The organism is Streptomyces sp. NBC_01352, from assembly GCF_036237295.1.
GTDB lineage: Bacteria > Actinomycetota > Actinomycetes > Streptomycetales > Streptomycetaceae > Streptomyces > Streptomyces plumbiresistens.
In genome coordinates this window covers 8,131,934-8,157,859 of the sequence record NZ_CP108354.1, presented here as the reverse complement: position 1 = coordinate 8,157,859, position 25,926 = coordinate 8,131,934, and the positions used below count along the sequence as shown (strand labels likewise).

Sequence of the window (25,926 nt, the reverse complement as noted above, 5' to 3'; positions counted from 1 at the left end):
GGGGCCAAGCCCGACAAACCCGAGGTCTCCGAGTCGGAGCAGCTGCTCTTCGGTGGCCCGTTGCGCTACGACATGGGCTGGAACTCGCACGCGGACGCGTTCCTGGAGCTGAACTTCCGGGCCATGATCACCCGCCTCCCGTCCCTGCTGACGGCCAGCTTCCGGCTCGCCTGGCAGGCCGACCGGCGCGCCGCCCGGACCGTGGTGGCCGCCGAGGTGGGCCGGGGCCTGGCCCAGGCGGTGAGCCTGCTCGCGGTGAACAGCGTGCTGGGCCGGCTGATCGGCGGCGGCGCCATGGAGGACCGACTGCGCGGCGCCGCGCCCGCGCTGGTCGTGATGGCCGCCGTGATGCTGGTCGGGGCGCTCCTGCGGGCCGCGTCGATCTACGCCACCGGGCGCCTGGAGCCCAAGGTGGAGCGGGTGGCGACCGAGCGGTATCTGGAGCGGGCGGCGACCGTGGAGCTGTCCGCGATCGAGGACCACGCCTTCCACAAGCTGCTGGACACCGCGCAGTACGGTGCCACCTCCGCCCGGCGGATGATCTCGTACGCCACGCGCGTGGTGAACGCGATGATCTCGCTGATCGCGGCGGCGGGCGTACTGACCGTGCTGCACCCGGCACTGCTGCCGCTGCTGGTGACGATGACCATCCCGAGCGCCTGGAGCGCGCTGACGAACGCGCGCCGCCGCTACGAGTCCTTCCACACCTGGGTGCAGCACGCGCGCGCGGGACGGCTGCTGGGCGCCCTGCTGATCGAACCCGAGGCGGCTCCCGAGATCCGCGTGCACGGAGTGGGCCCCTTCCTGCTCCGCCATTTCCGCGAGATGTCCGAGACGGCGGAGGCGGAGCAGGCCCGCCTGGCCCGGCTCGCGGCCCGCACGGGCCTGATCGCGGCGGCCTGGACCGGTCTGGCGACGGCGGCGACGTACGCGACGCTGGGCGGGCTGCTGCTGGCCGGCGCGATGGCACTGTCGGTGGCGGGCACGGCCGTGATAGCCATCCGCACCGGCTCGCAGAGCCTGGGCACCCTCGTCGTGGAGATGAACGCCCTGCACGAGGAGGCGCTCTTCGTCGGCGACCTGCAGCGGCTCTACGTGGAGGCGGCCGAGCGGGCGATTCCGGTGGGTGGGGCCGTGCTGCCGGACGATCCGCGCGAGATCCGGTTCGAGAACGTCAGCTTCACCTATCCGGGTGACGCGGCCCGTCCTGCCCTCGACGACGTGTCGCTCAGTGTCCCGATCGGCAGGATCGTCGCGCTGGTCGGCGAGAACGGCTCCGGCAAGACCACTCTGGTCAAGCTGCTGGCCGGGCTGTACGCCCCCGACCGGGGCCGGATCCTGTGGGACGACGTGGACGCGGCGGGCGCGGACCGGCAGCTGCTCGCGGAGCGCGTCGCGATGGTGGCCCAGGACTTCAAGCGGTGGCCGTTCACGGCCCGCGTCAACGTGGCGGTCGGCCGCTCCTCGGCGCCGCTCACCGACGAGCGCGTGTCCGGCGCGGTCGGGGAGGCCGGCGCCGAGGACGTGCTGGCGGACCTGCCGCGCGGCCTGGACACGCTGCTGGCCCGCAACTTCAGCGGCGGGCACGAGCTGTCGGGCGGTCAGTGGCAGCGGCTGGGGATCGCCCGGGCCGCGTACCGGCGCGGCCGCATCCTGATCGTGGACGAGCCGACGGCGGCCCTGGACGCCCGGGCCGAGCTGGAGGTCTTCGAGAAGATCCGGGCCCTGGCCGGCACCGGCCAGACGGTCATCCTCATCACCCACCGGCTGGCGTCCGTACGCCACGCGGACCTGGTGCACGTCCTGGACCAGGGCCGGCTCGTGGAGTCCGGTACGCCCGACGAGCTGCTGGCGACCGGTGGGGTCTACGCGGAGCTGTACTCGCTCCAGGCGGAGCAGTTCACGGCGAAGGTGCCCGCCCCGAAGGCGGGCTGACCTCACGCGGCGGCGTCGACCGCCACCTCCCCGCTACGCACGATCACCAGGAACATGTCCGTCGCGAGATCCATGACGACCTCGGCGGGCATCCCTTCAAGTCGCCGCGCTTGCGCGAACTCCTCCGCCGGCCACGAGCCTCGCGGCCCACCTGCGGGAAAGCGTTCGAGCACTGTTCGCCCGTTCACCACCCTGCACCTCCAGAAAGCGTCGTACTTGTTAGGAGTTAACGCTCTCCGGAGGCCGATCGCCTCGCTCAGTTGCGGGACTGAGACGTAGCTGACACGTATTCAGCGCGCAGCGTGAGGAATTGGTTACCCAACGGTCACTTTCGCTACGGAACGTGTCAGTCCTCGTACTCATCGTGATACCGGACGCGCTCACTGCCCGCCGGTGCCCCGAGAGCCGACGCGCGTCCCTCGGGTTCCTCCCACTCCTCCTGCCGTCCCAGCGCGGTGAGATCCAGCAGGGTGGCGGTCGAACCGAGCCCGTCGAGGCCGCCTTCGTACGTCGAGTAGGTGTGGAAGACGCTCTCCCGGTCCCGCAGGAAGCAGCTGACGCCCGGCCGCTCGACGAACTGCCCCTCCTGTTCCAGGGTCACCTCGAAGTCGTGGTTGAAGTCGCTCGCGTACGACGAGTACCAGGGCACCGTCCATCCCATCCGCGCCTTGAAGGGCAGGATCTTCGGGTACGGCGCTCTGGACACGGCGACGAAGGTCGTACCGCGTGCCTTCAGGTGCGCGAGGTGCCCGATCTGGTCCAGGAAGGCCGAGCAGCCGCGGCAGCCGGCGTCCCACTCGGGCGCGAACATGAAGTGGTGGACCACGAGTTGGTGGCGTCCCTCGAAGAGGTCGAGCAGCGTTGCCTTGCCGTCGCCGCCCTCGAAGACGTACTCCGTGTCGACCTCGACCATCGGCAGCCCGCGCCGCTCGGCGTTCAGCGCGTCCCGCGCGCGCGTGAGGGCCTTCTCCTTCAGCAGTAACTCCGTACGCGCCGCGCGCCACTCGGCACGCGAGACGATCTCCGGAAGCGACATGGCTCCTCCTGGGCAGCGATCCGTTCCGAGGGATGACCGCCCGGAAGCGCGGAACTCATCGCCGCCCGGAGATTTTTCTTCGGGGCTTCGGGGCTTCGGGGCTTCGGGGCTTCGGGGCTTCGGGGCTTCGGGCCTTCCGGTCTTCCTGGCCTGCTCAGGTGTCGTAGTCCTGGATCCGCTTGCCGTGACTCCGGTCGACCAGTGCGGGCAGCCGCTCCCCCAGCTCCGCGACCACGGAGGGGACGTCGATCGTCAGCAGCTCGCGGTCCCGCATGAGGATCCGGCCGTCGACGATCGTCGTACGGACGTCGGAGGAACGGGCGCTGTGCACGAGGGTCGCGGCGAGGTCGTGGACGGGCTGGGTGTGCGGGCCGGTGAGGTCGACGAGGACGATGTCGGCCCGCCGCCCGGGCGCGATGCTCCCGACGGTCTCGCCGAGGCCGACCGCCCGGGCGCTCTGCAGCGTGGCGTGGTGCAGGGCCTGGCGGGACGTCAGCCAGCGCGGGTCCCCGGTCGTGGACTTCTGGATCAGGGCGGTGAGGGCCATCGACTCCCACACGTCGAGGGAGTTGTTGGAGGCGGCGCCGTCGGTGGCGAGTCCGACGGGGATGCCGATGTCGTGCAGGGCGCGCACCGGTGTGGTGGTGGGCCAGGCGAACTTGAGGTATCCGCGGGGTGCGGTGGCGACGGCCGTACGGCCCCTGGCGGCTTCGAGGACGGGCAGGTCGCGTTCGATGATGCCGCTGCCGTGTGCGAGCAGGACGTCCGTGTCGAGGATGCCGGTGCGCTTGAGGACCTCAATCGGGGTGACGCCGTGCCGGGCGAGGCTGGTGTCGGTCTGGTCGCGGTTCTCGGAGGCGTGGATGTGCACGGGGAGGCCGTGCTCGCGGGCGAGGTCGGCGGTGGCGGCGAGGTCGGCGTCGTCCACGGTGTAGGGGGCGTGCGGGGCGAGGGCGGTGGTGATGCGGCCGGCGGCGGCGCCACGGTGCCGGAGCGCGAACTCCAGGGACTTCTCCCGCCCTTGCGGGCCCTGGGAGGAGAAGTACGCCTCGCCGAGATGCGCCCGCATCCCGCACTCGGTGACGACCGATGCGACCGCGTCCATGCTGAAGTAGTGGTCCGCGAAGCAGGTGACGCCGCCGCGGATCATCTCGGCGCAGGCGAGCCGCGCTCCCAGCTCCACGTCCCGCTCGGTGAGGTTGGACTCCACCGGCCAGACGACGTCGTTGAACCACTCCTCGGTGGGCAGGTCCTCGGCGAGACCGCGCAACGCGACCATCGGGGCGTGGGTGTGGCAGTTGACCAGCCCGGGCAGGGCGACCTGGCCGCGGGCGTCGAGGCGTTCGGCGGCGGGCCGGTCCGCGGCCGCGGCGGCGCTCGTCACGGACTCGACGACCCCGTCCCGTACGACGATCGCGGCGTCCTCCTCGAACCCGATCCGCTCCTGCTCGTCGTGCACGAGGACGGTGCAGCCGGTGATGAGGAGATCGGCGGGAGAGTCACTCATTACGCCAACGTACGACGCCGTAGTCGCCCCGCGTGAGCCGAACCGCGCATCCCGTCGCCGCTCTGTCCCGGGGCCCGCCGGGCGGGCACCCTGACCTCAGCACCGCCCGCCGCCCGACGGCTTCTGGAAGGGGCCCCGCATGCTCCTCGGCACCTGGAACCTGGAGAACCTCTACCGTCCCGGCGGGCCGTTCGGTCCCAAGGACAAGGCCGCGTACGAGACGAAGCTCGCCGCGCTCGCCTCCGTGATCACGGAGCTGGACCCGGCGCTGCTGGGCCTGCAGGAGGTCGGCGAACCCGAGGCGCTGCGGGATCTGGCGGGGATGCTGGACGGCGAGTGGCATCTCGCGCTCTCCCGGCGCCCGGACAGCCGGGGCATCCGGGTCGGCTTCATCGGTCGTACGCCCTTCGAGGTGCTGTCCGACACGAGCGCGTTCCCGGCCAAGCTGCGGCAGGTGCAGGCGGACGACGAGGGCGTGTCGGTGACGGAGGCGGGGCGGGGCTTCCTGGCGGTGGAGGCGGCGACCGGCGACGGGCCACTGCGGGTGGCGGTCGCCCATCTCAAGTCGAAGCTGCTGTCGTATCCCGGCGGCCGGTTCCAGCCGCGTGACGAGGGCGAGCGGGCGCGGTACGGCGCATACGCCCTGTACCGGCGGGCGGCCGAGGCGGCGACGCTGCGCGCGCTGGCCGACGAGTTGCTGTCCGGCGAGGGTCGCGAGCGGGACGTGGCCGTCGTCGGGGACCTCAACGACGAGGTGCAGGCGGCCACCACCCAGATCCTGCTCGGCCCGCCCGGCTCCGAGATCGGCACCCCCGGCTTCGAGGCGGCCGACCGGGGAGATGCGACCCGCCTGTGGAACGTGGTCCCTCTCATCCCCGCCGAGCAGCGCTTCTCCCGCATCAACTCCGGGCGCCGCGAGCTCATCGACCACGTCCTGGTCAGCCACCGTCTGGTCCACCGGGTGACGGAGGCGGGGACGGGCCTGCCGGGCACCGGCGCGCCGCGACTGCCGTCGATGGGGCCTGACCCGGCCCAGCGGCGCGAGGAGCCGGGGTCGGATCACGCGCCGGTGTGGGTGCGGGTGGGATAGGTCCGGGGTGCTACGCGGCGCGAGCCGCTTCCTGGCGCCGGCATGCCTGGTCGAGCCGCAGGGTGTCCTCCAGGACCGTGTCCTCGACCATGCGGCCCCAGCGCAGCCGTACCCACTGCACGGCCTCGTTCTCGTACGCGCCGCCGTCCGCGAGGGTGCCCCGGACGGTCAGTCGGGTCACCACGCTCGTGTTCCAGGGCGGGCCCTGGACGACGACGTCCTGAAGGGTCAGCCGTAGTCCGGGAAACGTCCGCTCGAACCGTTCGAACCAGTCGGCGAAGCCCTCCCGGCCCCGCAGATCGGCGCCCATCGGGGTGTCGCCGACGAAGCGGAAATGCACGTCGGGAGCGGCCAGGGCGACGGCCTTGCGCCAGCCGCCCTCCCCGCTGCCGACAGTGCGCCAGAGGTTGCGGACCTTGCGGCGGACGATGGCGTGGTACATGAAGGCACCCACTCGGAAGCGACTTGTTATGTGCAAGTGACTCTCCCCAAAGAGGCTAGGCGGGTCACTTGCGGTTTGCAAGGGATACCGTGGCGCCATGAAAGGTGAACGTTTCGCACGGATGCACTGCTCGGTCGCCCGGGCCGCGGCCGTCGTCGCGGACCAGTGGACCGTCGTCATCCTGCGCGATCTCTTCCTCGGCCTGAACCGCTACGAGGACCTGCGCGCCGACCTGGGCATCGCGACCAACGTGCTGGCGGACCGTCTTGACCACCTGGTCGCCGAAGGGGTCGTGGAGCGGGTGGCGTACCAGGAGCGTCCGGTGCGGTACACGTACGAACTGACGGATGCGGGCCGGGAGTTGTACGGCACCGTACTGACGCTGCTGACGTGGGGCGACCGGCACCGGGCGGTGGCGGGACCGCCGTTGGTGCTGGTCCACGAGACGTGCGGGCACGCGGCCCAGGCGCGGGTGACGTGCTCGCACTGCGGGGACGAACTGCGCCCGGGGGAGGTCAGGCACACACCGGGACCGGGCGGGCGGACGGAGCCGGGGACGGCGTTGGTGCACACGGTGCTGGACGGCGCCGGGCTACACGGCGCCGGGCAGCTCGGCAGGCTACACGGCGAGGGGCAGCTCGGGCAGCCGTAGCCCCACGCGCTCGCGTTCCTTGGCGAGCTCGTCGAGCAGTTCGTTGAGCCGCTCGGTGTGCCGACGCGTGAGCCGCCCGGAGTCGTCGAGGTGGACGGCGCACGCGGTGGTCGTGTCGACGAGCCGTTCGAGGAGGGCGACGACCTCGTCCGTGCCTTCCGAGTGCCGGGCGAGCGCGGGCAGTTCGGCCGCGGCGAGGGCGATGGCCGTACGGGCCTCGGCGAGGGTGCGGTAGGCCTCGCGGCGCAGGGTCCAGCGGACGGCTCGGGCGTCCGAGTCGCCGCCGACACCGACCCTCAGGACGTGCGCGTCGGATTCCCGCAGCACGTGCGCGAGGTAGGCGTGCGCGGCATCGCTCGCCGCGACGAGCCGGGTACGGACTCCCCCGCCGCGCTGCCCCGGCATCGGCAGATGCCCCACGATCAGCACGATCGCGCAGGCCAGCAGCGTCTCGCCGATCCGCCCGGCGGACGCCTGCGGCTCGCCGCCCACCATCACGAGCGACAGGACGAGCAGGGTGACGACGGCGGTCTGCGCGGCGAAGTGCCGGGTGGCGACGGGTATCAGGGCACCGCTGAGGGCCACCAGCGCGATGAGCCCCTCCGGCCGGGGCAGCACCGCGGCGAACCCGGCGAAGAGGAGAGCGCCCAGAACGGTGCCGGCCGCCCGGTTCAGCACGCGCGAGGCGAGCGGCCCGAGGTCGGGCTTGACGAGGAAGACGGCAGTTGCGGGCAGCCAGTACCAGTGCGGGTGATCCCCGTACCAGCGGGCGTGGTGCAGTGCCTGCGCCACGCCGACACTGGCCCCGAAGCAGAGGGCGACCCGCAGGCCGTACTCCCGTCCGCCGGCCCCGAATGCGGTGCGCAGCACATCCCGGACCCCACGCCGACGCGTGTGCAGGTCGCTCCCCTTGCCCCGGTCGAAGGCCTCGGCGGCGTGCAGGAGGGCGTCGTCGAGCGCGCGCAGCCCGGCCGCCGAACGGGAGGGCGCGGGCAGCGGCCCGGTGTGGGTGCCGGCGCGCACGGCCTCGGCGAGGCGCCGCGGCCCCTCGGACGCCCGCCCGGAGAGGGCCTCCCCGGTCCACGCGAGCGCGGTGGCGGCCTCGGCCAGCGGCAACGCGGCGGCGTACTGGGCGTGCAGCCGCCGCTCGGCCGAAGAGCTGGCGTAGCGCCGCAGCCGTGGCCCGGCGAGGGCGTCCTGCGCGTGATCGAGCGCGGCGGTCAGCGCGGCGCGCCGGGAGGTGGACTCCGGGCTGCCCGCGGCGTCGAGCAGCTCCGCCACGGCGTCGTAGACGGCGGCGACGGCGGCGCGCTCCCCGTCGAAGCGGAAGTCACCGGCGAAGGCGCCGGGCGTCGGCAGGACCAGCCGCAGCCCGAGCAGCCACCCGGCCCCCACCACGAAGGCCAGAGCGCGCTGCCAGCCCGGCTCGGGCAACGGCATCCCGGCCCCGATCGCGGAGGCCACCAGCAACTGCGTGCCGGCCCCGGAGGCGACCGGCCCGACGGCACTGACACTCCCGGCGACCAGCCCGACCAGCGTGAGCAGCAGGGTCAGCGTCACCGCCCCGACGTGCTCCCCGGCATACGTCCCGACGAGCAGCCCGCCCGCCCCCGCGAGCGCGGGCACCCCTAGCCGCCTGACGGAGGCCCGCCGGCTGCCGGGCCGGTCGTTGATCCCGGCGAGCATGGCGGCGATGGCGGCGACGACACCGAGGTGCGTACGGTCGACCAGGACGGCCACAAGGAGCAACGGCCCGGCCGACAGCGCCCCCCGCAGGACCGCGTTCCAGGGCACGGGCCCGCGCTGGGCGCGCAGGGCGTGGGCGAGCCAGGGCGGAAGGGTCAGGGCGGCGGGGCGTGACACGGGGCTCCTGTCGTCTGTGCGAGGCGGGGGTGTGCCTTCGGGCGACGGTGGCCGGGCAGTGGCTGTGGGATGTGGTGTCCACGGTAGATCGCGTTCTTGGAGAGAACGGGACGGCCGTATTTCGGGGATGTGACGATCGGCCGGAGAGGCGTGTTCTTTATGAACGCAACGGGGGTGGGCCGGGTATACCGGCCTCGCTGCCGCCCTTTCTCGACGAGGTGAAGAGCCTCTCGGCGTCGGCAACGGCCGCGGCCAACACGTCCGGCTCCGGACGCAAGCGCCCGAGGATCTCGTCGACGCCCCGCAGCCCGGCCCGCTCCAGCAACCGCTTCTCGTTCGTCACCCACTCCCCCCGCCCCGCGAGCACCCCGTGCCCGGCCTGCATGGCGGCCGTGGCGATGGCGCCGGCGACCTCCGCGAGCCGGCCTGCCGGGGCATGGTTGGCCCCGGCGTACGCGAGGGTGGCGAGGGCGGTCCCGTGCCAGCGCTCGGCCGCGGCGGTGCGCAGCTTCTCCGGATAGCCGGCCGGCCGCGGGAGTTCGCCGCGCAGCACGCGGTTGATCGCCAGTTCGGCGACGACCAAGTAGCTCGGAATCCCCGCCAGATGGAACAGCAGGGGCTCCACCCGGAACCGCCCCTGCTCCGCCTCCGCCACCTCGTGCTCCACCACGTCGAGATCGCGGTAGTGCACGTCCACGCGCCGCCCGTCGATCGTCAGCCACGCACCCCCGTTGAACACCCCGCCACCCCAGCCGCCGACCTCGGAGACCTCGCCCTGCCAGCCGAGGGCGCGCAGGTCGTCGGGGTCGAAGGGCCCGCGGTAGTAGACGGCCAGGTCCCAGTCGCTGTCGGGCTTGTGGCTGCCCTGGGCGCGGGAGCCGCCGAGGGCGACCGCCCGGACGGTGGGGAGGGCGGCGAGGCGGTCGGCGGTGGTGTCGAGGAAGGCGGGGTCGGGGAGGGAGGGGTCGGGGAGGGAGGGGTCGGGCAGCGGGGGCATGGTCGCAGCGTACGTAGCCGGGTGCCGTCCCTCCACGCAATTGGCCGGTCGCCCCGGTCTCCGGAATCGAGGCCCCCCGCCTCCCCTTCGCCTCCCTCCGCCGCCGGTCCTCCGCTCAGGGCGATTGTCAGTGGGGTCCGCTTCAATGGGAGTTGTCGTCACAGAGCGTTACAAGGTGTCGCGGTCGAAGGGCTGCGCGTGCCACAGGGGGAGGCCGTGTTGGTGGGTTGCGGGATGCACGAGGAGGACGGGCGGCGGTACGTCTCGTTGGCCGGGCTGCGTCTGCGGGGGTGGACCGGGGACTCGGTGCGCCGGCTGCTCGGGGCGCCGGACCGGCTCAGTCTCGATCCCCGGGTCCGGGGCGCGCCGCAGGTTCGGCTGTACCGGCTGGAGCGGGTCGAGGCGGCCGAGCGGAGCAATGAGGTGCGGCCGTGGGCGGAGAGTCGTAGCGGCCTGACGCCGGGAAATTCGGATGCGGGCGCGGCCGTGGGCCCGGATGATCGGCAGGTTGCCGGCGACCGACCCAGGAGAGTCATGATCCAGCGCGTCACCTCCCCCGCACTCTTCCCACCGCCCACCTACTCCCACGCCTCCGTTGTCGAGGCCGGCACGAGGCTCGCCTTTCTCGCCGGGTCGGTACCTCTCGATGCCGACGGGGAGTTGGTCGGTGCGGGAGACCCGGTGCGGCAGGCCGAGCAGGTGATCGCGAACCTCCGTGAGCAACTGCGGGCTGTCGGGAGCGACTTGGAGCACGTCCTCGTGACCGATGTGTACGTCGTGAGCGGCGAACCCGCGGTGCTCTCCGCCGTCTGGGAGGTCGTCGAGGCGTCCGGGCTGAGCGTCGGTCCGCATGCGTCGACCCTCCTCGGAGTGGCCTGCCTCGGGTACACGGGGCAGTTGGTGGAGATCACGGCGACGGCCGTCGTCCCGGAAGGCCGCGAGCAGGGGGCCGTACGCCCGTGAGCCGTCCCGAAGCCCTCGTCACCCTGCGTCGCGCCACCGCCCCGGACGCGGCCGCGGTGGCCGACGTCTGGCTGCGTTCCTTCGCCGCCGCTCTGCCGACGGTCGTCAGCCCCCGCTCCGGCGACGACGTGCGCGCCTACTTCCGGGAAGTCGTGGTGCCGCTGCGCGAGACGTGGATGGCCGAGGCCGCGGACGGGGGTGGCACGGTGGGGGTGATGGTGCTCAACGGCAGCCTGCTGTCCCAGCTCTACCTCGACCCCGACTGGCGCGGACGCGGCATCGGCGACCGCTTCGTCGCCCTCGCCAAGGAGCGCAGCCCTCAAGGGCTGAGCCTGTGGACCTTCCAGGTCAACAAGCCCGCCCACCGGTTCTACGAGCGGCACGGCTTCGTCGCCGTCGAGTACACGGACGGCAGCGGGAACGAGGAGCGCGAGCCGGATGTGCGGTACGAGTGGCGGCCGTGAACCCCACGGTGGGCGGCGCCTTGGGCGCGGCACTGCGGCCGCGGTGGACCGGCCCTGGGGCCCGGCATCGCGGCGGCGCCGATGTCAGGCAGTCCCTCTCCCCCACACCCGCCTCTTCGGCACCGGCTTCGCATAGCTCCCCGCCCGGCTCGTCGTCAGTCCCAGGGCCACCAGCGACTCCGCCAGCTTCACCGCCGCCGCGACCCCGTCGACCACCGGAAGGCCGAGCTTCTCCCCCACCACCCGCTCCAGGCCCGTCATCCCGGCACAGCCCAGTACCAGGACCTCCGCCCCGGCCCGGCCCGCCTGCTCGGCGGCCGCGAGAAACGCCTCTTCCGTGCGCTCGCGGTCCCCGTCCCCGAGATCGAGAACGCTGAGCCCCGTCCCGACGACGGCGGCGCAGTTGCGGCCCACGCCCGCCAGCTCCAGGCTGTCCTCGATCTGGCCGCACGACCGCTCCAGGGTGGTGACGACCCCGTACCGGCGTCCCAGCAGACAGGCCAGATGGGCCGCGGCCTCGGTGATGTCGACGACCGGCACGTCCACGAGCTCGCGCACGCCCTCACGCCCGTGCTCCCCGAAGCCCGCCATGACCACGGCGTCGTACGGCGGACCGTCGTACGTGCGCAGCAGATCGATGACCGCCGCGGCCGAGAGGTAGCTGTCGAGCCAGCCCTCCGCGGACTCGGGTCCCCAGGCCGGGGTCAGTCCGGTCACGGTGGTGCCCGGGCCTGCCGCGGCCCGGGCACCTCGTACGATCTCCTCGGTCATCTCCTGCGTGGTGTTGCAGTTGGTGACGACGATTCGCACGTTCCTCAGACCTCCACGGCCTTCTCGGGCACGGCCCCGGCGTCGGCGGCGCGCTCGGCGCGGCACAGCACCACGTACAGTCCGGCGGCCAGCGCCGTGCCGATGAACCAGGAGTACGGCGCGACCTCGCTGAACGTCTTCACCAGGGCGAGCACCGCCGCGACCGCCGCCGACGGCACGAACGCCCACAGCGCCTTGGGGTTGACGCCCTTGCGGTAGCGGTAGCGGGAACCGGGCTGGGCGTTGAACAGCTCGTCCACGTCGATGCGGCCGCGCTTGACCCAGTAGTAGTCGACCATGATCACGCCGAACAGCGGGCCGAGGAAGGCGCCCAGTCCGCCGAGGAAGTAGTTGACGACCGTGGGGTTGGAGAAGAGGTTCCACGGGGTCACCAGCAGCGCCACGACCGTGCTGATCATGCCGCCGACCTTGAAGGTGATCTTCTGCGGCCAGACGTTGGCGAGGTCGTACGCCGGTGAGACGAAGTTGGCGACGATGTTGACGCCCATGGTGGCGATGGCGAACGCCAGCGCGCCCAGTACCAGCACCCAGGTGTTGCCGATCTCGGCGACGAGGTAGGCGGGCTCGGTGATCTGCTTGCCGAACACCTCGAAGGCGCCCGCCGTGACGACGACCGACAGGATCACGAAGGCGGTCGAGTTGACCGGCAGGCCCCAGAAGTTGCCGCGGCGGACCGTCTTGTAGTCGGGCGCGAAGCGGGAGAAGTCGCAGAAGTTGAGCATCAGCGTGCCGTAGGTGGCGAGGATCAGACCGACCGCGCCGAACCACTGCCGCCACTGCTCGCCGACCGAGACCGGGTTCGGGGTGGTGGTGAGCGAGATGGTCCAGCCCGCCTTGGCGAGGATCCACACGGCCAGCGCGATCATCACGACCCAGATGGCCGGTCCGCAGAAGTCCTGGAACTTCCGCACGGACTCCATGCCCTGGCTGATGATCGCCGCCTGGATCAGCCACAGCGCCACGAACGACACCCAGCCGAGCGCGTCGAGTCCGAGGAAGGAGTTGTGCGTCCAGGACTCCAGACCGGGCCAGGCCGCCAGCAGCATCACGTTGACGGCGACGGAGGCGAGGTAGGTCTGGATGCCGTACCACATGATGGCGATGACGGCCCTGATCAGGGCGGGGATGTTGGCGCCCCAGACACCGAAGGCGATGCGGCTGACGACCGGGAAGGGGACGCCGGTGCGCTGCCCGATGCGGCCCATCATGTTCATCCCGATGTAGATGATCACGAAGCCGACCAGCAGGGACGTGAAGATCTGCCAGACGTTCATGCCGAGGAAGAGCAGGCCGGCCGCGAACGTGTAGTTGCCGAGGTTGTGGACGTCGGACATCCACATGGCGAAGAGGTCGAAGACCTTCCAGTTGCGCTTGCCCGCGGGCGCGAGGTCTTCGTTGGTGAGCCGGGGGTCGGGGACGAACGCTGCTGTGCCGGTGGCTTCGGCACGGTCGGCGAGGGACACGGGGCCTCCAGGAGCCAGGGGGACGGAGGAGGACTGGCCGTTTGGTATACCAAACAGCGCACATGGTCCCTCCGTCAACCGTTCCGACCGATGTCACCTCTGTTAACGCTCCGTAAAACACACCCGGAGTCGGCGAAGATGGCTCCATGAGCTCCACGACGAAGATCGAACCCCTGGGCGCCGTCCGCGAGCGCGTCCTGGCCACCCTGCGGCAGGAGATCATCGCGGGCCGCCTCCTCCCGGGCGACCGACTGGTCGAGCGGGAGCTCGCCGACCGCTTCGGGGTCTCCCGGGTGCCGGTCCGGGAGGCGATCCGCGCACTGGTCGCCGAGGGCTTCGTCCACTTCGAGACGCCACGCCGCACGGTCGTACGGCGGCTGAACCCGAACGACGTCAAGGAGCTGTTCGAACTGCGCGAGGCGCTGGAGGTCTACGCCGCCGGACTCGCCGCCGCGAAGGCGACACCCGCGGACCTGGCCGAGGTCGAGGAGCTCCTGGACCGCGCGGCCGTCGCGACCGAGGCGGAGGACGCCGAGGCCATCACCGAGATCAACAGCCGTCTCCACGACCGCATCGTGGCGATGGCGGGCAACAGCCTGCTGATAGAGGCCCTCGAACCGGTCGCCGGCCGCCTGCGCTGGATGACCCGGCGGAACGAGGAGTGGCCCCAACTCCTCGTCGAGCACCGCGAGTTGTACGAGGCGATCGCCTCCGGCGATCCCGAGCGGGCGCGGGCGCACGCCCTCACCCACGTGCGGACCAACTACCGCTCGACGGTACGGCAGTTGTTCGGGGACACCGCCGAACTCCGCTAGCGGGCCGCGTATCTGTCCGTCGCCGCCACCAGTGCCTCCGCCACGCCCGGCGCACCCGCGTTGTGGCCCACGTCGTCCACGACCACCAACTCGCTGCCCTGCCAGGCGTGCTGCAGCCGCCAGACGATGCCGAGGAGGTTGCCGAAGTCGAGGCCGCCCTGTACCAGGGTGCCGGGGATGTCCTTCAGGAGGGCCGCGTCCCGCAGGACGACACCCTCGTCGTTGCCCTCGCCCAGGAAGTGGTCGTTGCCGAAGTAGTGCGTGACGGTGCGGGCGAAGCCCATGCGGAACACCGGGTCCTCGAAGCGCTCGACCGACCGCGGCGGCGCGGGAATCATCGCCGTCTCCCAGTCCGTCCAGGCGCGCGCCGCCCTCGCCCGCACCTCGGGATCGGGCGACTCGAGCAGCCGGTTGTACGCGGCGGCAAGGTTGCCGGACCGCTCACCCTCCGGCAGCTCGGCCAGGAACCTCTCGAACGCCTCCGGGAAGATCTTGCCAAGTCCCCAGGTCAGCAAGGCGACTTCGGCATTCGATCCGGTCGCGACCCCCGTCAGCACCAGCTCCGACACGGCTCCCGGATGCGTCTGCGCGTACCGCAGCCCCAGCACCGACCCGAACGACACACCCCACACCAGCCATCGCTCGATCCCGAGGTGCCGCCGCAGCAGCTCCAGGTCGGCGATGAGGTGAGCGGTCGTATTGACGCTCATGTCGGTGTCGTACGCACTCGCGTGCGGCGTCGACCGCCCGCAACCGCGCTGGTCGAGCAGGACGATCCGGTACGCGGCCGGATCGAACAACCGCCGGAAGTACGGCGTGCAGCCGGACCCCGGCCCACCGTGCAGCACCAGCGCGGGCTTGCCCCGCGGGTTCCCGCAGGTCTCCCAGTAGACGCGATTGCCGTCACCGACATCGAGCATGCCGCGGTCGTACGGTTCTGTCTCAGGGTGGAGGACCATCGGACGACCCTAGCCGTCCTGCGAACGTGTCGGCAGCCCCGCCGACTTCGCCGCCGTGCGCAGCACGTCCCGCAGCATCACGGGGGTGAGCCGGCCGGTGAAGGTGTTGCGCTGGCTGACGTGGAAGCAGCCGAAGAGTTCCAGACCGTCGAGCGGCACGTGCGTGCCGTGCGCGAAGGGCGGGCGCGGTCGGGGCACGTGCCACCCCGCCGCCGTGAACGCGGGCAGCGCGGCCTGCCAGCCGAAGGCGCCGAGGACGACCACGGCCCGTAACGTCGGCCGCAGCAGGTTCAGCTCCTGGACGAGCCAGGGCCGGCAGGTGTCCCGCTCCTCAGGGGTGGGCTTGTTGGCGGGCGGGGCGCAGTGCACCGGCGAGGTGACGCGGACGCCGTACAGTTCCAGGCCGTCGTCGGCCGAGACCGAGGTGGGCTGCGAGGCGAGCCCCAGGTCGTACAGCGCCTCGTACAGGACGTCTCCGGAGCGGTCGCCGGTGAACATCCGTCCGGTGCGGTTGCCGCCGTGCGCGGCCGGGGCGAGGCCGATGATCAGCAGCCGGGCGTCCGGCGGGCCGAAACCGGGCACCGGCCGGCCCCAGTACGTCCAGTCGGCGAAGGCGGCGCGCTTGGTGCGGGCGACCTCCTCGCGCCAGTCGACCAGCCGCGGACAGGCCCGACAGCCCGCGATCCGCGCATCGAGGGCGGCCAGACCGGCACGAGGGCTGGTGTCCATCCCTCCACGGTACGGACCCGGTACGCAAGCACCGCGCCCGGCATCCGCCCGGGCTGTGCGCCGCGACCCGGGTCCGCCGGAAAACCCACCCGGCCCGCCCGGCACGGGGCACTAAAGTCGAGGGCATGGCTGCCGAGCACACGGACGACATCAGGACGGGCGGGAGGGGCCGGACAGGCGGGACCGAGGGTCCTGCGGGGTCCGCCCCGATGGGCGAGCACGCCCAGGACACGGACCCCAAGGACCCGGGCCCCCAGCACACCGACTCCGACGACACGGACCCCAAGATCGCCGCCGCTGTGGCCGCCGCCGAGGCGGCCGGTCCGCAAAGCGGCGAGACCGTGCGCATCGACAGCTGGATCTGGTCGGTCCGCCTGGTCAAGACGCGTTCCATGGGTGCCACCGCCTGCCGGGGCGGCCACGTGCGGGTGAACGGCGAGCGCGTGAAGCCCGCGCACTCCCTGCGCGTCGGCGACGAGGTGCGCGTGCGCCAGGAGGGCTGGGAGCGGATCGTCGTCGTCAAGCGGCTGATCCGCAAGCGCGTCGGCGCCCCCGTGGCCGCCCAGTGTTACGTCGACAACAGCCCCCCGCCCCCGCCCCGCGAGGCCGTCGCCCCCGCCGGCATCCGCGACCGCGGCACGGGCCGCCCGACCAAGCGCGACCGCCGCGAGCTGGAACGCCTGCGCGGGATGCCGGGAGGCTCACCGGAGGGGCACTGACCGCGGACAGGCCGGTGACGGCGGTGGCGCCCGGGGCGAAGAACCGACCCGGACACCACCACCGTCACCGGCGCGGCACGACGCACTCCCTCACGCCCGGCGCCGCACCAGCGCCAGCAGCTGCTCGTTGTGGCCACGCCGGGCCCAGGCGATGAGGGCGAGCGGCACGATGAGGATGAGCGGTGTCGCCGCGTTCTCCCCGTTGAAGTACGTGAGCGTGACGACGAACGCCCCCACCATCAGCCCGCTCAGCGCCATCGCCGCCACCGACTGCAGGACCGGGATCAACAGCGCGATCCCTCCGGCCAGTTCGAGGACACCGATGGTGTACATCCCCGCGCTGCCCCATCCCATGTCGTCGAAGCCCTCGGCGGCCGAGGGGTGCGCGATCAGCTTCGGGAGTGCGCTCGCGATCACGTAGAAGAGGGCGAGGAACGCCTGGAGGCCGCGCAGGGCGATCCGGGCGCGGCGACCACGGGCGGTCGCGGACTCGCCGACGACGGGGCGGCGGGACGCTGCGGCGGAGGCGGAAGTGGAGGCGGAGGTGGCAGCGGTGACGGGGACGGTGGTGTCGGACATCGGGGTCTCCTGTGTGAAGCGGTCCGTGGTGTTTTCACAGAGGTAGACCGGCCCCCGCCCCAAAACTCATCGCCGCCGGGCGAGTTGACCCCCATCGCCTACTTCGCGGGAACGGCGCGCACCCAGACCCCGTCCTCCGTCAGATAGCTGTCCACCTCCAGACCGGCCTCCGCCAGCGCCTCCTCGAACTGCTCCTTCGTCAGTGGCCGGGCCAGGAACGTCTGGGTCCATGTCGCGTCCGGGAACTCGTACTCCGCGTGCACCGAGTTGACGCCGTCCCCGACCGGTTCCGAGGACATGATGCGGATGGTGAAGCCACTTGGATCCACTCGCTCGCGCGGCACGTTGGTGTGGTAATCCGCGCCCTCGCGCTGCATGAGCACGCAGCCGTCCTTCTCGACATGCCGCACGCAGGAGCGCAGCAGCGCCTGCCGCTCCTCGGGATCGCCGGTGTGCACGAGGAACGACGCGAGCATCACGACGTCGAACCGCTCGCCGAGGTCGAGGCCCTCGATGGTGCTGCGTATGGTGCGCGCCCCGCGGACGCGCTCCAGCATCTCCGCGGACTCGTCGACCGCCGTGACGGTGAATCCCCGCTCCAGCAGCGGATGGGTCATGCGGCCCACACCGCTGCCCAGTTCCAGGATGTGCGCACCCGCCGGCACGGCGGCGCTGATGACGTCCGGTGCGTCCCCCACAGGCAGCCGCGAGTAGAGCTCGACCGCACAACCGTCCGGGGTGATGGGTCCCGGTCCCGTTCCCTGATGTCCCGTTCGCATTTTCAGCTCCATGCCCGTCCAACGGCCCGCATCCGCACGCCCGTTCCCACCCGATATGGGTTCACCCGTTCGAGTTACAGCGGAAACCAGCCGTGCCCGATGTACCAGTGGCCCCCGGCCCGCAGATGATCCCCGACCGCCCGCTCCACCGAGGTGCGCCGCGGGAGCGCCTCCACGTCCAGGTCCGGGTCACCGAACACGAATTGGATCGGCTCGGTGTCGGCCGGTTCCGTGTCCTCGCGGGCGACCCGGAACCGCTCCTGGAACCGGATGATGTTGGAGTCCGCCGACAGATACCGCTCGAGCTGCGGGTCCAGCAGCCAGGAGTGACAGAGTGCGGCCCGGTGCTTCTCCTCGGGGAAGTACCGGGCGAAGAACTCGCCGGCCAGCGCCAACGAGCGGTCGCAGGCGGCCGGTGACAGCGGGCCGAGGAAGTCGGGAATGTGAAGGTCCAGACAGGGCGTACCGAGGGCCAGGTCCAGCCCGGCCGCCGCGAGCGCCCCTCCCGTCCGCTGCCCGAGCCGCGTCCGCTCGAACTGCAGCCTGCCCAGCTGGTACAGCTCGCCCCGGAAGTGGTGGGTGAGCCAGCGCGGGGACTGCACCTCCGTCCTGCCGTGACGCCTGCGGTGCACGGCCATGTTCCGCCCCAGGTCGGCGAGGGTGCGCCGGGAGACATCGGCCGGTATACCGCGCTCGCGGTGGTACGCGCGGGTGTGCGGCAACGCCGCCACGAACACGAACACGGGGTAACAGCGCTGCAGGGCGCCCGACGCCCAGTCGAGTTCGAGCAGGTCGACGGCGCCGCCCGCCTCCCCCATTCCGCGGACCAGCTCCTCGACCGACGCCTCCAGCAGTCTCAGCAGCTCCGGGTCGTCCGTGACCCGTCGGCCCATCCGTACGAGTTCGTTGATGTCATCGTGCGGTACGCCGAGGTCCAGCAGCACCTCGGCCAGCTCATCGGCGTCCGGAAGCACGCCTGCCCCCTCTGTTCGGACCGCTGGGTGAACGTCCGCCCCGAAGGGTACTTTCCCTAAAGGAGTAGTGATTCCGATGCGTACGGGCAGTGAACCGACGACAGCGCGCAGTGCTCTGCGGGTGCGCTTCTGGCTGACCGTGTGGGGGCTGGTCTGGGCGGTCTTCGGGACCGTCGCCTTCGCACTCGCGGGACGGCCCGGGTGGGCGATCGCCTGCGGGCTGCTGTGGCTGGTGATCACCGTCGACATGGCGATGATCCTCAGGCACATCCGACAGGGCCCGCACTACCAGCCGGGCCCCGACATCCCGCCGTACCGGCCGCCGGAAGGCCGCCGCCGTTAGCGGCTGTCCGGCGATCCGGCGCTCACGACTCGAAGCGCGCCGCCCGCAGGTACCGCGGGTTCGGGTCAAGGGCGGCCGCCAGGCGGAAGTGGCGCCTGGCCTGGTCGGGCCGGGCCTGGCGCTCGTAGGTCCGGGCGAGCGCGAAGTGCGCGAACGCGTTGTCCGGCTCACGCTCCAGGACGATGGTGAACTCCAGCTCGGCGGGCCGCAGTTGCGCGGCCGCGAAGAAGGCGCGGGCGCGCAGCAGCCGGGCGGCGGTGTTCTCCGGGTGTACGGCGATCACGGCGTCGAGCAGCTTCACCGCGCCCCGCGGGTCCCGTGCGGCGAGCAGTTGCTCCGCGGCACGGAAGTCGATGACATGCGTCTCCGGAGTACGTCCGGTCGATCCGCTGGTCTCGGGCACGGCAAAGTCCTTCCCTCACTCGGGCGGTTCAACGCCTGAACAGGGACGACTATTCCTCAGGCGGCCGAGGCGCCGTCCCGCGCGCGTGGGCTCTGCGCAGGAGATCGGCCCATACGTCCTTCACGCGGCGCTCCAGCTCCGGCAGCGGTACGTCGTTGTCGATGACGACGTCCGCGATCTCCAGGCGCTTCTCGCGGGTCGCCTGAGCGGCCATACGCGCGCGTGCGTCCGCCTCGGTCATCCCGCGCAGCCTGACGAGGCGGTCGAGCTGGGTCTCGGGGCTCGCGTCGACGACGATCACGACGTCGTACAGCGGGGCGAGGCCGTTCTCGGTGAGGAGCGGGACGTCATGGACGACGACGGCGTCCTCGGCGGCGGCGGACTCGAGCTCGTGGGAGCGGGCGCCCACCAGGGGGTGCACGATCGAGTTCAGGACGGCGAGTTTCCCGGGGTCGGCGAAGACGATGGAGCCGAGCTTGGGCCGGTCCAGGGCGCCGTCGGCGGTGAGCACGTCCTCGCCGAAGGCCTCGACGACCGCGGCGAGCCCGGGCGTACCCGGCGCGACGACCTCGCGCGCGATCCGGTCCGCGTCGACCAGCACGGCACCGCACGCGACCAGCAGCCGCGACACCTCACTCTTACCGGCACCGATGCCGCCGGTCAGGCCCACCTTCAGCATGAGCCGAAGCTTAGGGCCTGCCACCGACACCGCACCCGGCGGGAGCCGGGACAGCCCTAGCTGTCGCCCTCCCGCTCCGCCAGGAACCGCTCGAACTCGAGGCCGATCTCGTCCGCCGACGGGATCTCGACCGGCTCGGCGAGCATGTTGCCGCGGGTCTCGGCGCCCGCGGCGGCGTCGAACTGGTGCTCAAGGCCCTGCACGAGGGCGACGAGGTCCTCGTCGCCCTCCTGGATCTGGCGGTCGATCTCGGTCTGCGTACGGTGCGCGTCCGTGCGCAGCGCGTGCGCGATGCCCGGCAGGACCAGCCCGGTCGCCGCCGTGATGGCCTCCAGGACGGTCAGCGCCGCGTCCGGGTACGGGGAGCGGGCGATGTAGTGCGGGACGTGCGCCGCGACGCCCAGGACGTCGTGTCCGGCCTCCATGAGGCGGTACTCGACCAGCGCCTCCGCGCTGCCGGGCACCTGGGCCTCGTCGAAGGGGCTGCGGTGGCCCGGGACGAGGTCGTTGCGATTGCCGTGCGGGGTGAGGCCCACCGGGCGGGTGTGCGGGACGCCCATGGGGATGCCGTGGAAGTTCACCGACAGGCGGACGCCGAGACGCTCCACGATCTGCTGGACGGCCGCGGCGAAGCGCTCCCACTCCACGTCCGGCTCGGGGCCGGACAGCAGCAGGAAGGGCGCTCCGGTGGCGTCCTGGACGAGGCGCACCTCGATGGTGGGCTCCTCGTACTCGACCCAGCGGTCGCGCTTGAACGTCAGCAACGGGCGGCGGGCACGGTAGTCCACCAACCGGTCGTGGTCGAAGCGGGCGACGACCTGGTGGGGCAGCGAGTCGAGGATCCGGTCGGCGATCTGGTCGCCGGTCTCACCCGCGTCGATGTATCCGTCGAAGTGGTAGAGCATGACAAGGCCGGCCGACTCCTGGGCGAGCGCCATGTCCACCACGGCGAGGCCCTTCGGCTCCCATGCGTACAAACCCTGCGGATCAAGCACTGTGACCGCTCCTCCTCGTGTTCGTACTGCACAACGCGGTGCGGGGCGTGGGCATTCCCGCCCACGCTCCTGATCAGGCACCTCTTACAGCCTTTTCATGCACCGTCCTTTTCGTGCCCTGCTGCGCGGTGTCACCGGCTTTACGACGACAGCACGCGCGCGTGCAGGGCCGTCACCGCCTTCTGTGCGGAGGTGAACGCCCCGTGCTGCCAGGCGTCGGTGTAGCTGAGCCAGTCGCCGGCGAAGTAGACGCGTCCGGTGGGCTCGTTGAGCGGCTTGTAGCGGATGTCGTCGGGGCCGCCGGGCGTGTCGTGCCAGGCTGCTTCGAGGTGGGGTGTCTGGCGCCAGTGGTGGGAGAAGGAGGAGGCGAGTCGGGTGCGGTACTTCTCGCCGTAGATCTTCACGCCGGCGGCCACCGCCCGTTCCTCGCGCCCCTTGGGGCTGAGCTTGGCGTACGTGTCGGCGTCGTCGTCGTAGTTGTAGTAGCCGATGAGAAGGCCGCGTTCGTCGTGGAAGCCGTGCGACGGATGCCAGATGTGGGTGACGTCCTGGTCGGTCTCGGTGATGCCGCCGTAGATGCGGTGGTCCAGCTCCCACCAGCGGGACGTGTATTCGAGGCCGATCTTGGCCGCGGACGACGGGGTGATGGCCTCCAGGGCGGACTGGACTCCGGAGCCGAGGTTGTGCGGCACCTTGGCGAGGATGTTGGGCGGCAGGGCGGCGACGCAGTAGTCGGCCTGAACGACCTTCGTACGACCGCCCTGGGTGTAGGCGACAAAGACACCGCTTCCGGTGTCGGTGACCTTCGAGACCACCGCCCCTGTACGTACCCGGTGGGCGCCGACCGCACGCGTGAGCGCCTTGGGTATCTGGTCCATGCCGCCGACGGGCTGGAACATCAGCATGGCCTGGTCGAAGCCGAACTCGAAGGAGAAGTAGCGTCCGACGCCGCTGGCGAAGACCTCGGAGGCGGTGGGAACGTCCCCGAGGAGCACTCCCGGGGTGCCTGCGGCGGCCGGGACGGTCGTGTACCCGCGCCGCTCCCCGCCCTCGTAGGTCAGCTTGTCGCCGAGTGCGCCCCAGTCCTCCAGGAAGTCGACGAGGCGCTCCTTGTCATCGGCCGTCAGTTCCCCGTCCAGGGCACCCTTGTTCGTGGCCTTGGCGAGCAACTCCGAGACATAGCCGTAGACATCGGCCTTGGCGGTGCGGTACCGCTCGGGCCTCGTCATCCCGGCCGATTCGTTGTAGAGGTACGCGTCCGCGTTGACGTTGGTGAACACCTCGAGGGGGACGCCGAGTTCACGGCAGTAGTCGAGGGTGACCATCCACTGCGGGATGCGGGCGGGGCCCGCGTTCATGTACTGGCCGTCGCTGAAGCGGGCGGTCTGCCGGTTGCCGTAGAGGTCGGTCGTGGTGTCGCCGCCGCGCACGGTGAAGTTGCGGCCACCGGTGCGGTCCCTGGCCTCGAGGACCGTGCAGTCGTAGCCGGCCTTGCCGAGTTCGTACGCGGTGGTCAGTCCGGCGATGCCGCCGCCGATGACGACCACCTTGGCGGCGCCGCGCCCGGTGAGGGTGAAGTCGCTCGCGTTCAGGGCGCGGAAGGGCTGTTCGCGCCGGGCGGCCTGTGCGGTGGGAGCGAGGCCGATGGCTCCCATGGTGGCGAACATGGCGCCGGCCCCACCGGTGAGACCGACGTTCCGCAGGAACGAACGCCGACTGGTGCCGGGTCCGCTGTGAGTCTGTGCCATGCGTTCGGCTCCCTTTCCGATCATGAATGACCGGGGAAGCCTCCCAATGGCCGGTTACGGCCCATCAGTTATTCGTGTATCCCGCACGTTTCTGCAAGGGTGACGATGCCGGACACGCCGAGGGCCCGTACCCCACCGGGATACGGGCCCTCAGTTCACGAGCTACTGCTCAAGAGCTACCGCTCAAGATCAGCTCTGGCCGCCGGCCAGCTTCTCCCGCAGAGCGGCAAGCGCCTCGTCCGAGGCCAGCGCGCCGGAGTTGTCCGGGCCCTCGGAGGAGTACGAACCGCCACCGCCACCGCCACCACCGGACGGAGCCGGAGCGGCGGTCTCGCCACCCTCGGCCTCGGCGGCGGCGTCGGCCTCGCGGGACTTGATGACCTGAGCCTGGTGCTGCTCGAAGCGCTGCTGCGCCTCGGCGTACTGGTGCTCCCAGGCCTCGCGCTGGGTCTCGTAGCCCTCGAGCCAGTCGTTGGTCTCGGGGTCGAAGCCCTCGGGGTAGATGTAGTTGCCCTGGTCGTCGTACGACGCGGCCATGCCGTACAGCGTCGGGTCGAACTCGACCGAGGCCGGGTCGGCACCGAAGGACTCGTTGGCCTGCTTCAGCGAGAGGCTGATGCGACGACGCTCGAGGTCGATGTCGATGACCTTGACGAAGATCTCGTCGTTGACCTGGACGACCTGCTCCGGGATCTCCACGTGGCGCTCGGCCAGCTCGGAGATGTGGACCAGACCCTCGATGCCCTCGTCCACGCGGACGAACGCGCCGAACGGAACCAGCTTCGTGACCTTGCCGGGCACGACCTGGCCGATCTGGTGCGTGCGGGCGAACTGCTGCCACGGGTCTTCCTGGGTCGCCTTCAGCGACAGGGAGACGCGCTCGCGGTCCATGTCGACGTCGAGGACCTCGACGGTGACTTCCTGGCCGACCTCGACAACCTCGGAGGGGTGGTCGATGTGCTTCCAGGAGAGCTCCGAGACGTGCACCAGACCGTCGACGCCGCCCAGGTCCACGAAGGCACCGAAGTTGACGATCGAGGAGACGACGCCGGAACGGACCTGACCCTTCTGCAGGGTGGTGAGGAACGTCTGGCGGACCTCGGACTGGGTCTGCTCCAGCCAGGCACGGCGGGACAGGACCACGTTGTTGCGGTTCTTGTCCAGCTCGATGATCTTGGCCTCGAGCTCCTTGCCCACGTAGGGCTGGAGGTCGCGGACACGGCGCATCTCGACGAGGGAAGCCGGCAGGAAGCCACGGAGGCCGATGTCGAGGATGAGACCACCCTTGACGACCTCGATGACGGTACCGGTGACGATGCCGTCCTCTTCCTTGATCTTCTCGATGGTGCCCCAGGCGCGCTCGTACTGGGCGCGCTTCTTCGAGAGGATCAGGCGGCCTTCCTTGTCCTCCTTCTGGAGAACAAGGGCTTCGATCTCGTCACCGACGGCGACGACCTCGTTGGGGTCGACGTCGTGCTTGATCGAGAGCTCGCGGCTCGGGATGACACCTTCGGTCTTGTAACCGATGTCGAGCAGGACCTCGTCCCGGTCGACCTTCACGATGACGCCGTCGACGATGTCGCCGTCGTTGAAGTACTTGATCGTCTCGTCGATCGCGGCGAGGAAAGCTTCCTCGTTACCGATGTCGTTGACCGCTACCTGCGGAGTGGTAGAGGTGGTCTCGGTGCTGCTCGTCATGTGGGAAAGGGCTCCGGTACGGACAGTGAGTCGTAGGTACTGCTTACGCCGGGAGCCCGTTTCGCTCTGAAGAAGCCGGACAGCCAAGGAAGCGCCCCACCAAAAGCTGGTGATGGCGCCTCGACAACCGAGGGGACATACAACAGATGCGAGCGCAGCCTGCTACGTCTGAGGAGCGCAGGCCCGCAGCGCAACTTGTAGCATACGGGGGCAGCCGGACAGGGTCAATGCGCGAAGCCGCACACCCGGGGCGGATCGCCGCATACCCGGCACAAAACCTGTCTCACGAGGCCACGCGGGCCCGATGAGGTCCCCTGCGTGACGCCCGTCGCGACAGGCCGGACGGAAGTGGCCGCAGACTAATACGAGGGAGCCGATCATCCAAGAGCCCGAAACGTCCGAGCCGGAAGCCACCCGGCGCACGGCCGGTGTCACCGAGAGTTCCCGGGCCAACCGGGGCTGGTGGGACCGCAACGCGGACGAGTACCAGATCGAGCACGGCACGTTCCTGGGCGACGACCGCTTCGTGTGGTGCCCCGAGGGCCTGGACGAGGTGGAGGCCGAGCTGCTCGGCCCGCCGGAGGAGCTGAAGGGCAAGGACGTCCTGGAGATCGGCGCCGGCGCGGCCCAGTGCGCGCGCTGGCTGGCCGCGCAGGGCGCCCGCCCGGTCGCCCTGGACCTCTCCCACCGCCAGCTCCAGCACGCGCTGCGCATCGGCGCGCCGTTCCCTGTGGTGTGCGCCGACGCCGGCGCGCTGCCCTTCGCGGACGGCTCCTTCGACGTGGCCTGCTCGGCGTACGGCGCGCTGCCCTTCGTCGCCGACCCGGTGCTGGTCCTGAAGGAGGTGCGCCGGGTGCTGCGCCCGGGCGGCCGCTTCGTGTTCTCGGTGACGCACCCGATCCGCTGGGCGTTCCCGGACGAGCCGGGCCCCGAGGGGCTGTCCGTCGCCGCCTCGTACTTCGACCGCACGCCGTACGTCGAGCAGGACGACGACGGTCAGGCGGTGTACGTCGAGCACCACCGGACGATCGGCGACCGGGTGCGCGACGTGGTGGCCGGGGGCTTCCGCCTGGTGGACCTGGTCGAGCCGGAGTGGCCGGCCTGGAACACCACCGAGTGGGGCGGCTGGTCCCCGCTGCGCGGGAACCTGATCCCGGGTACGGCGATCTTCGTGTGCGAACGGGACTGAACAACTGCGAACGGTCCCGAAACAAGGGCCCACGCGCGCGGGGAGCCTTCCCGCGGGCGTACGACACTGGGGGC

The 25,926-nt window shown here is 71.2% G+C and carries 27 protein-coding genes; 9 read left to right on the top strand and 18 right to left on the bottom strand.

Going from position 1 to position 25,926, the window contains the following annotated elements; genetic code table 11:
* Positions 1–72 precede the first annotated feature (72 nt).
* Positions 73–1,935, top strand: a complete 1,863-nt coding sequence (locus OG252_RS37540; protein ID WP_329345286.1) for an ABC transporter ATP-binding protein — start codon at positions 73–75, stop codon at positions 1,933–1,935.
* 2 nt (positions 1,936–1,937) lie between these two features.
* Here OG252_RS37540 and OG252_RS37535 read toward each other — a convergent pair whose 3' ends face one another.
* From OG252_RS37535 to OG252_RS37525, 3 genes are all read right to left on the bottom strand, one after another.
* Positions 1,938–2,123, bottom strand: coding sequence for a hypothetical protein (locus OG252_RS37535; RefSeq protein ID WP_266441321.1), 186 nt, complete (start codon positions 2,121–2,123; stop codon positions 1,938–1,940).
* A 158-nt stretch (positions 2,124–2,281) separates the two neighbouring features.
* Entirely contained in the window at positions 2,282–2,971 is a 690-nt protein-coding gene (locus OG252_RS37530) for a DUF899 domain-containing protein (RefSeq protein WP_329341789.1), read from the bottom strand.
* Between the two features lie 154 nt (positions 2,972–3,125).
* A complete protein-coding gene (locus OG252_RS37525) occupies positions 3,126–4,478 on the bottom strand; it encodes an amidohydrolase (RefSeq protein ID WP_329341787.1) in 1,353 nt (450 codons plus the stop codon).
* 139 nt (positions 4,479–4,617) lie between these two features.
* On the opposite strand from OG252_RS37525, the gene OG252_RS37520 reads away from it, so the two are divergent.
* Entirely contained in the window at positions 4,618–5,568 is a 951-nt protein-coding gene (locus tag OG252_RS37520; RefSeq protein WP_329341785.1) for an endonuclease/exonuclease/phosphatase family protein, read from the top strand.
* 10 nt (positions 5,569–5,578) lie between these two features.
* On the opposite strand, the gene OG252_RS37515 is transcribed toward OG252_RS37520, so the two are convergent.
* Positions 5,579–6,010, bottom strand: coding sequence for a nuclear transport factor 2 family protein (locus OG252_RS37515; protein WP_266441311.1), 432 nt, complete (start codon positions 6,008–6,010; stop codon positions 5,579–5,581).
* Between the two features lie 97 nt (positions 6,011–6,107).
* Here OG252_RS37515 and OG252_RS37510 point away from each other — a divergent pair, with 97 nt between their 5' ends.
* Positions 6,108–6,662, top strand: a complete 555-nt coding sequence (locus OG252_RS37510; protein WP_329341784.1) for a winged helix-turn-helix transcriptional regulator — start codon at positions 6,108–6,110, stop codon at positions 6,660–6,662.
* Here OG252_RS37510 and OG252_RS37505 read toward each other — a convergent pair.
* Both OG252_RS37505 and OG252_RS37500 read right to left on the bottom strand, forming a co-directional pair.
* Complete coding sequence (locus OG252_RS37505; protein ID WP_266441306.1) at positions 6,630–8,525, bottom strand: FUSC family protein; 1,896 nt, start codon at positions 8,523–8,525, stop codon at positions 6,630–6,632. The two genes, OG252_RS37510 and OG252_RS37505, sit on opposite strands and share 33 nt — an antisense overlap.
* A gap of 157 nt (positions 8,526–8,682) precedes the next feature.
* A complete protein-coding gene (locus OG252_RS37500) occupies positions 8,683–9,522 on the bottom strand; it encodes a nucleotidyltransferase domain-containing protein (protein ID WP_329341782.1) in 840 nt (279 codons plus the stop codon).
* Between the two features lie 534 nt (positions 9,523–10,056).
* On the opposite strand from OG252_RS37500, the gene OG252_RS37495 reads away from it, so the two are divergent.
* On the top strand, positions 10,057–10,485 hold the full coding sequence (locus OG252_RS37495) for a RidA family protein (RefSeq protein WP_329345284.1): 429 nt from the start codon (positions 10,057–10,059) through the stop codon (positions 10,483–10,485).
* Positions 10,482–10,949, top strand: coding sequence for a GNAT family N-acetyltransferase (locus OG252_RS37490; protein WP_329341780.1), 468 nt, complete (start codon positions 10,482–10,484; stop codon positions 10,947–10,949). The genes OG252_RS37495 and OG252_RS37490 overlap by 4 nt, the downstream gene beginning before the upstream one ends.
* 84 nt (positions 10,950–11,033) lie before the next feature.
* Here OG252_RS37490 and OG252_RS37485 read toward each other — a convergent pair whose 3' ends face one another.
* Complete coding sequence (locus OG252_RS37485; protein WP_329341778.1) at positions 11,034–11,759, bottom strand: aspartate/glutamate racemase family protein; 726 nt, start codon at positions 11,757–11,759, stop codon at positions 11,034–11,036.
* A 5-nt stretch (positions 11,760–11,764) separates the two neighbouring features.
* Positions 11,765–13,243, bottom strand: a complete 1,479-nt coding sequence (locus OG252_RS37480; RefSeq protein ID WP_266441297.1) for an NCS1 family nucleobase:cation symporter-1 — start codon at positions 13,241–13,243, stop codon at positions 11,765–11,767.
* Between the two features lie 146 nt (positions 13,244–13,389).
* Between OG252_RS37480 and OG252_RS37475 the strand changes: the two genes are divergently transcribed.
* The gene (locus OG252_RS37475) at positions 13,390–14,058 is read left to right on the top strand and encodes a GntR family transcriptional regulator (protein ID WP_266441295.1); all 669 of its coding nucleotides are present in this window, start codon (positions 13,390–13,392) and stop codon (positions 14,056–14,058) included.
* Here OG252_RS37475 and pip read toward each other — a convergent pair.
* Entirely contained in the window at positions 14,055–15,017 is a 963-nt protein-coding gene (gene pip, locus OG252_RS37470) for a prolyl aminopeptidase (RefSeq protein WP_266441293.1), read from the bottom strand. The genes OG252_RS37475 and pip overlap by 4 nt on opposite strands.
* A 9-nt stretch (positions 15,018–15,026) precedes the next feature.
* Entirely contained in the window at positions 15,027–15,746 is a 720-nt protein-coding gene (locus OG252_RS37465) for a uracil-DNA glycosylase (protein WP_329341774.1), read from the bottom strand.
* A 125-nt stretch (positions 15,747–15,871) separates the two neighbouring features.
* Between OG252_RS37465 and OG252_RS37460 the strand changes: the two genes are divergently transcribed.
* Positions 15,872–16,465, top strand: a complete 594-nt coding sequence (locus OG252_RS37460; RefSeq protein WP_266441289.1) for an RNA-binding S4 domain-containing protein — start codon at positions 15,872–15,874, stop codon at positions 16,463–16,465.
* A gap of 90 nt (positions 16,466–16,555) precedes the next feature.
* Here OG252_RS37460 and OG252_RS37455 read toward each other — a convergent pair whose 3' ends face one another.
* The 3 genes from OG252_RS37455 to OG252_RS37445 all read right to left on the bottom strand — a co-directional run bounded on the left by OG252_RS37455 (position 16,556) and on the right by OG252_RS37445 (position 18,797).
* Positions 16,556–17,044 carry a DoxX family protein gene (locus tag OG252_RS37455; RefSeq protein ID WP_329341772.1) on the bottom strand — a complete coding sequence of 163 codons (489 nt, stop codon included), beginning with the start codon at positions 17,042–17,044 and terminating at the stop codon, positions 16,556–16,558.
* 98 nt (positions 17,045–17,142) lie between these two features.
* Entirely contained in the window at positions 17,143–17,823 is a 681-nt protein-coding gene (locus OG252_RS37450; RefSeq protein WP_329341771.1) for a class I SAM-dependent methyltransferase, read from the bottom strand.
* A 74-nt stretch (positions 17,824–17,897) separates the two neighbouring features.
* A complete protein-coding gene (locus tag OG252_RS37445) occupies positions 17,898–18,797 on the bottom strand; it encodes an acyltransferase domain-containing protein (protein WP_329341769.1) in 900 nt (299 codons plus the stop codon).
* 76 nt (positions 18,798–18,873) lie between these two features.
* On the opposite strand from OG252_RS37445, the gene OG252_RS37440 reads away from it, so the two are divergent.
* Positions 18,874–19,140, top strand: coding sequence for a DUF6343 family protein (locus OG252_RS37440; protein WP_266441284.1), 267 nt, complete (start codon positions 18,874–18,876; stop codon positions 19,138–19,140).
* A 22-nt stretch (positions 19,141–19,162) separates the two neighbouring features.
* Here the strand turns inward: OG252_RS37440 and OG252_RS37435 are convergent, their stop codons facing one another.
* The 5 genes from OG252_RS37435 to rpsA all read right to left on the bottom strand — a co-directional run bounded on the left by OG252_RS37435 (position 19,163) and on the right by rpsA (position 24,663).
* A complete protein-coding gene (locus tag OG252_RS37435; protein WP_266441275.1) occupies positions 19,163–19,543 on the bottom strand; it encodes a tetratricopeptide repeat protein in 381 nt (126 codons plus the stop codon).
* Between the two features lie 49 nt (positions 19,544–19,592).
* Positions 19,593–20,222, bottom strand: coding sequence for a dephospho-CoA kinase (gene coaE / locus OG252_RS37430; RefSeq protein WP_329341766.1), 630 nt, complete (start codon positions 20,220–20,222; stop codon positions 19,593–19,595).
* Between the two features lie 56 nt (positions 20,223–20,278).
* Positions 20,279–21,217, bottom strand: coding sequence for a PAC2 family protein (locus OG252_RS37425; protein ID WP_266441270.1), 939 nt, complete (start codon positions 21,215–21,217; stop codon positions 20,279–20,281).
* A 140-nt stretch (positions 21,218–21,357) separates the two neighbouring features.
* Complete coding sequence (locus OG252_RS37420; RefSeq protein WP_329345282.1) at positions 21,358–22,884, bottom strand: flavin monoamine oxidase family protein; 1,527 nt, start codon at positions 22,882–22,884, stop codon at positions 21,358–21,360.
* Between the two features lie 270 nt (positions 22,885–23,154).
* On the bottom strand, positions 23,155–24,663 hold the full coding sequence (gene rpsA, locus OG252_RS37415) for a 30S ribosomal protein S1 (protein ID WP_266441267.1): 1,509 nt from the start codon (positions 24,661–24,663) through the stop codon (positions 23,155–23,157).
* A 376-nt stretch (positions 24,664–25,039) separates the two neighbouring features.
* Between rpsA and OG252_RS37410 the strand changes: the two genes are divergently transcribed.
* Positions 25,040–25,852 (top strand): class I SAM-dependent methyltransferase, encoded by an 813-nt coding sequence (locus OG252_RS37410; protein WP_329345281.1) that lies wholly within the window; start codon positions 25,040–25,042, stop codon positions 25,850–25,852.
* Positions 25,853–25,926: the final 74 nt, after the last annotated feature.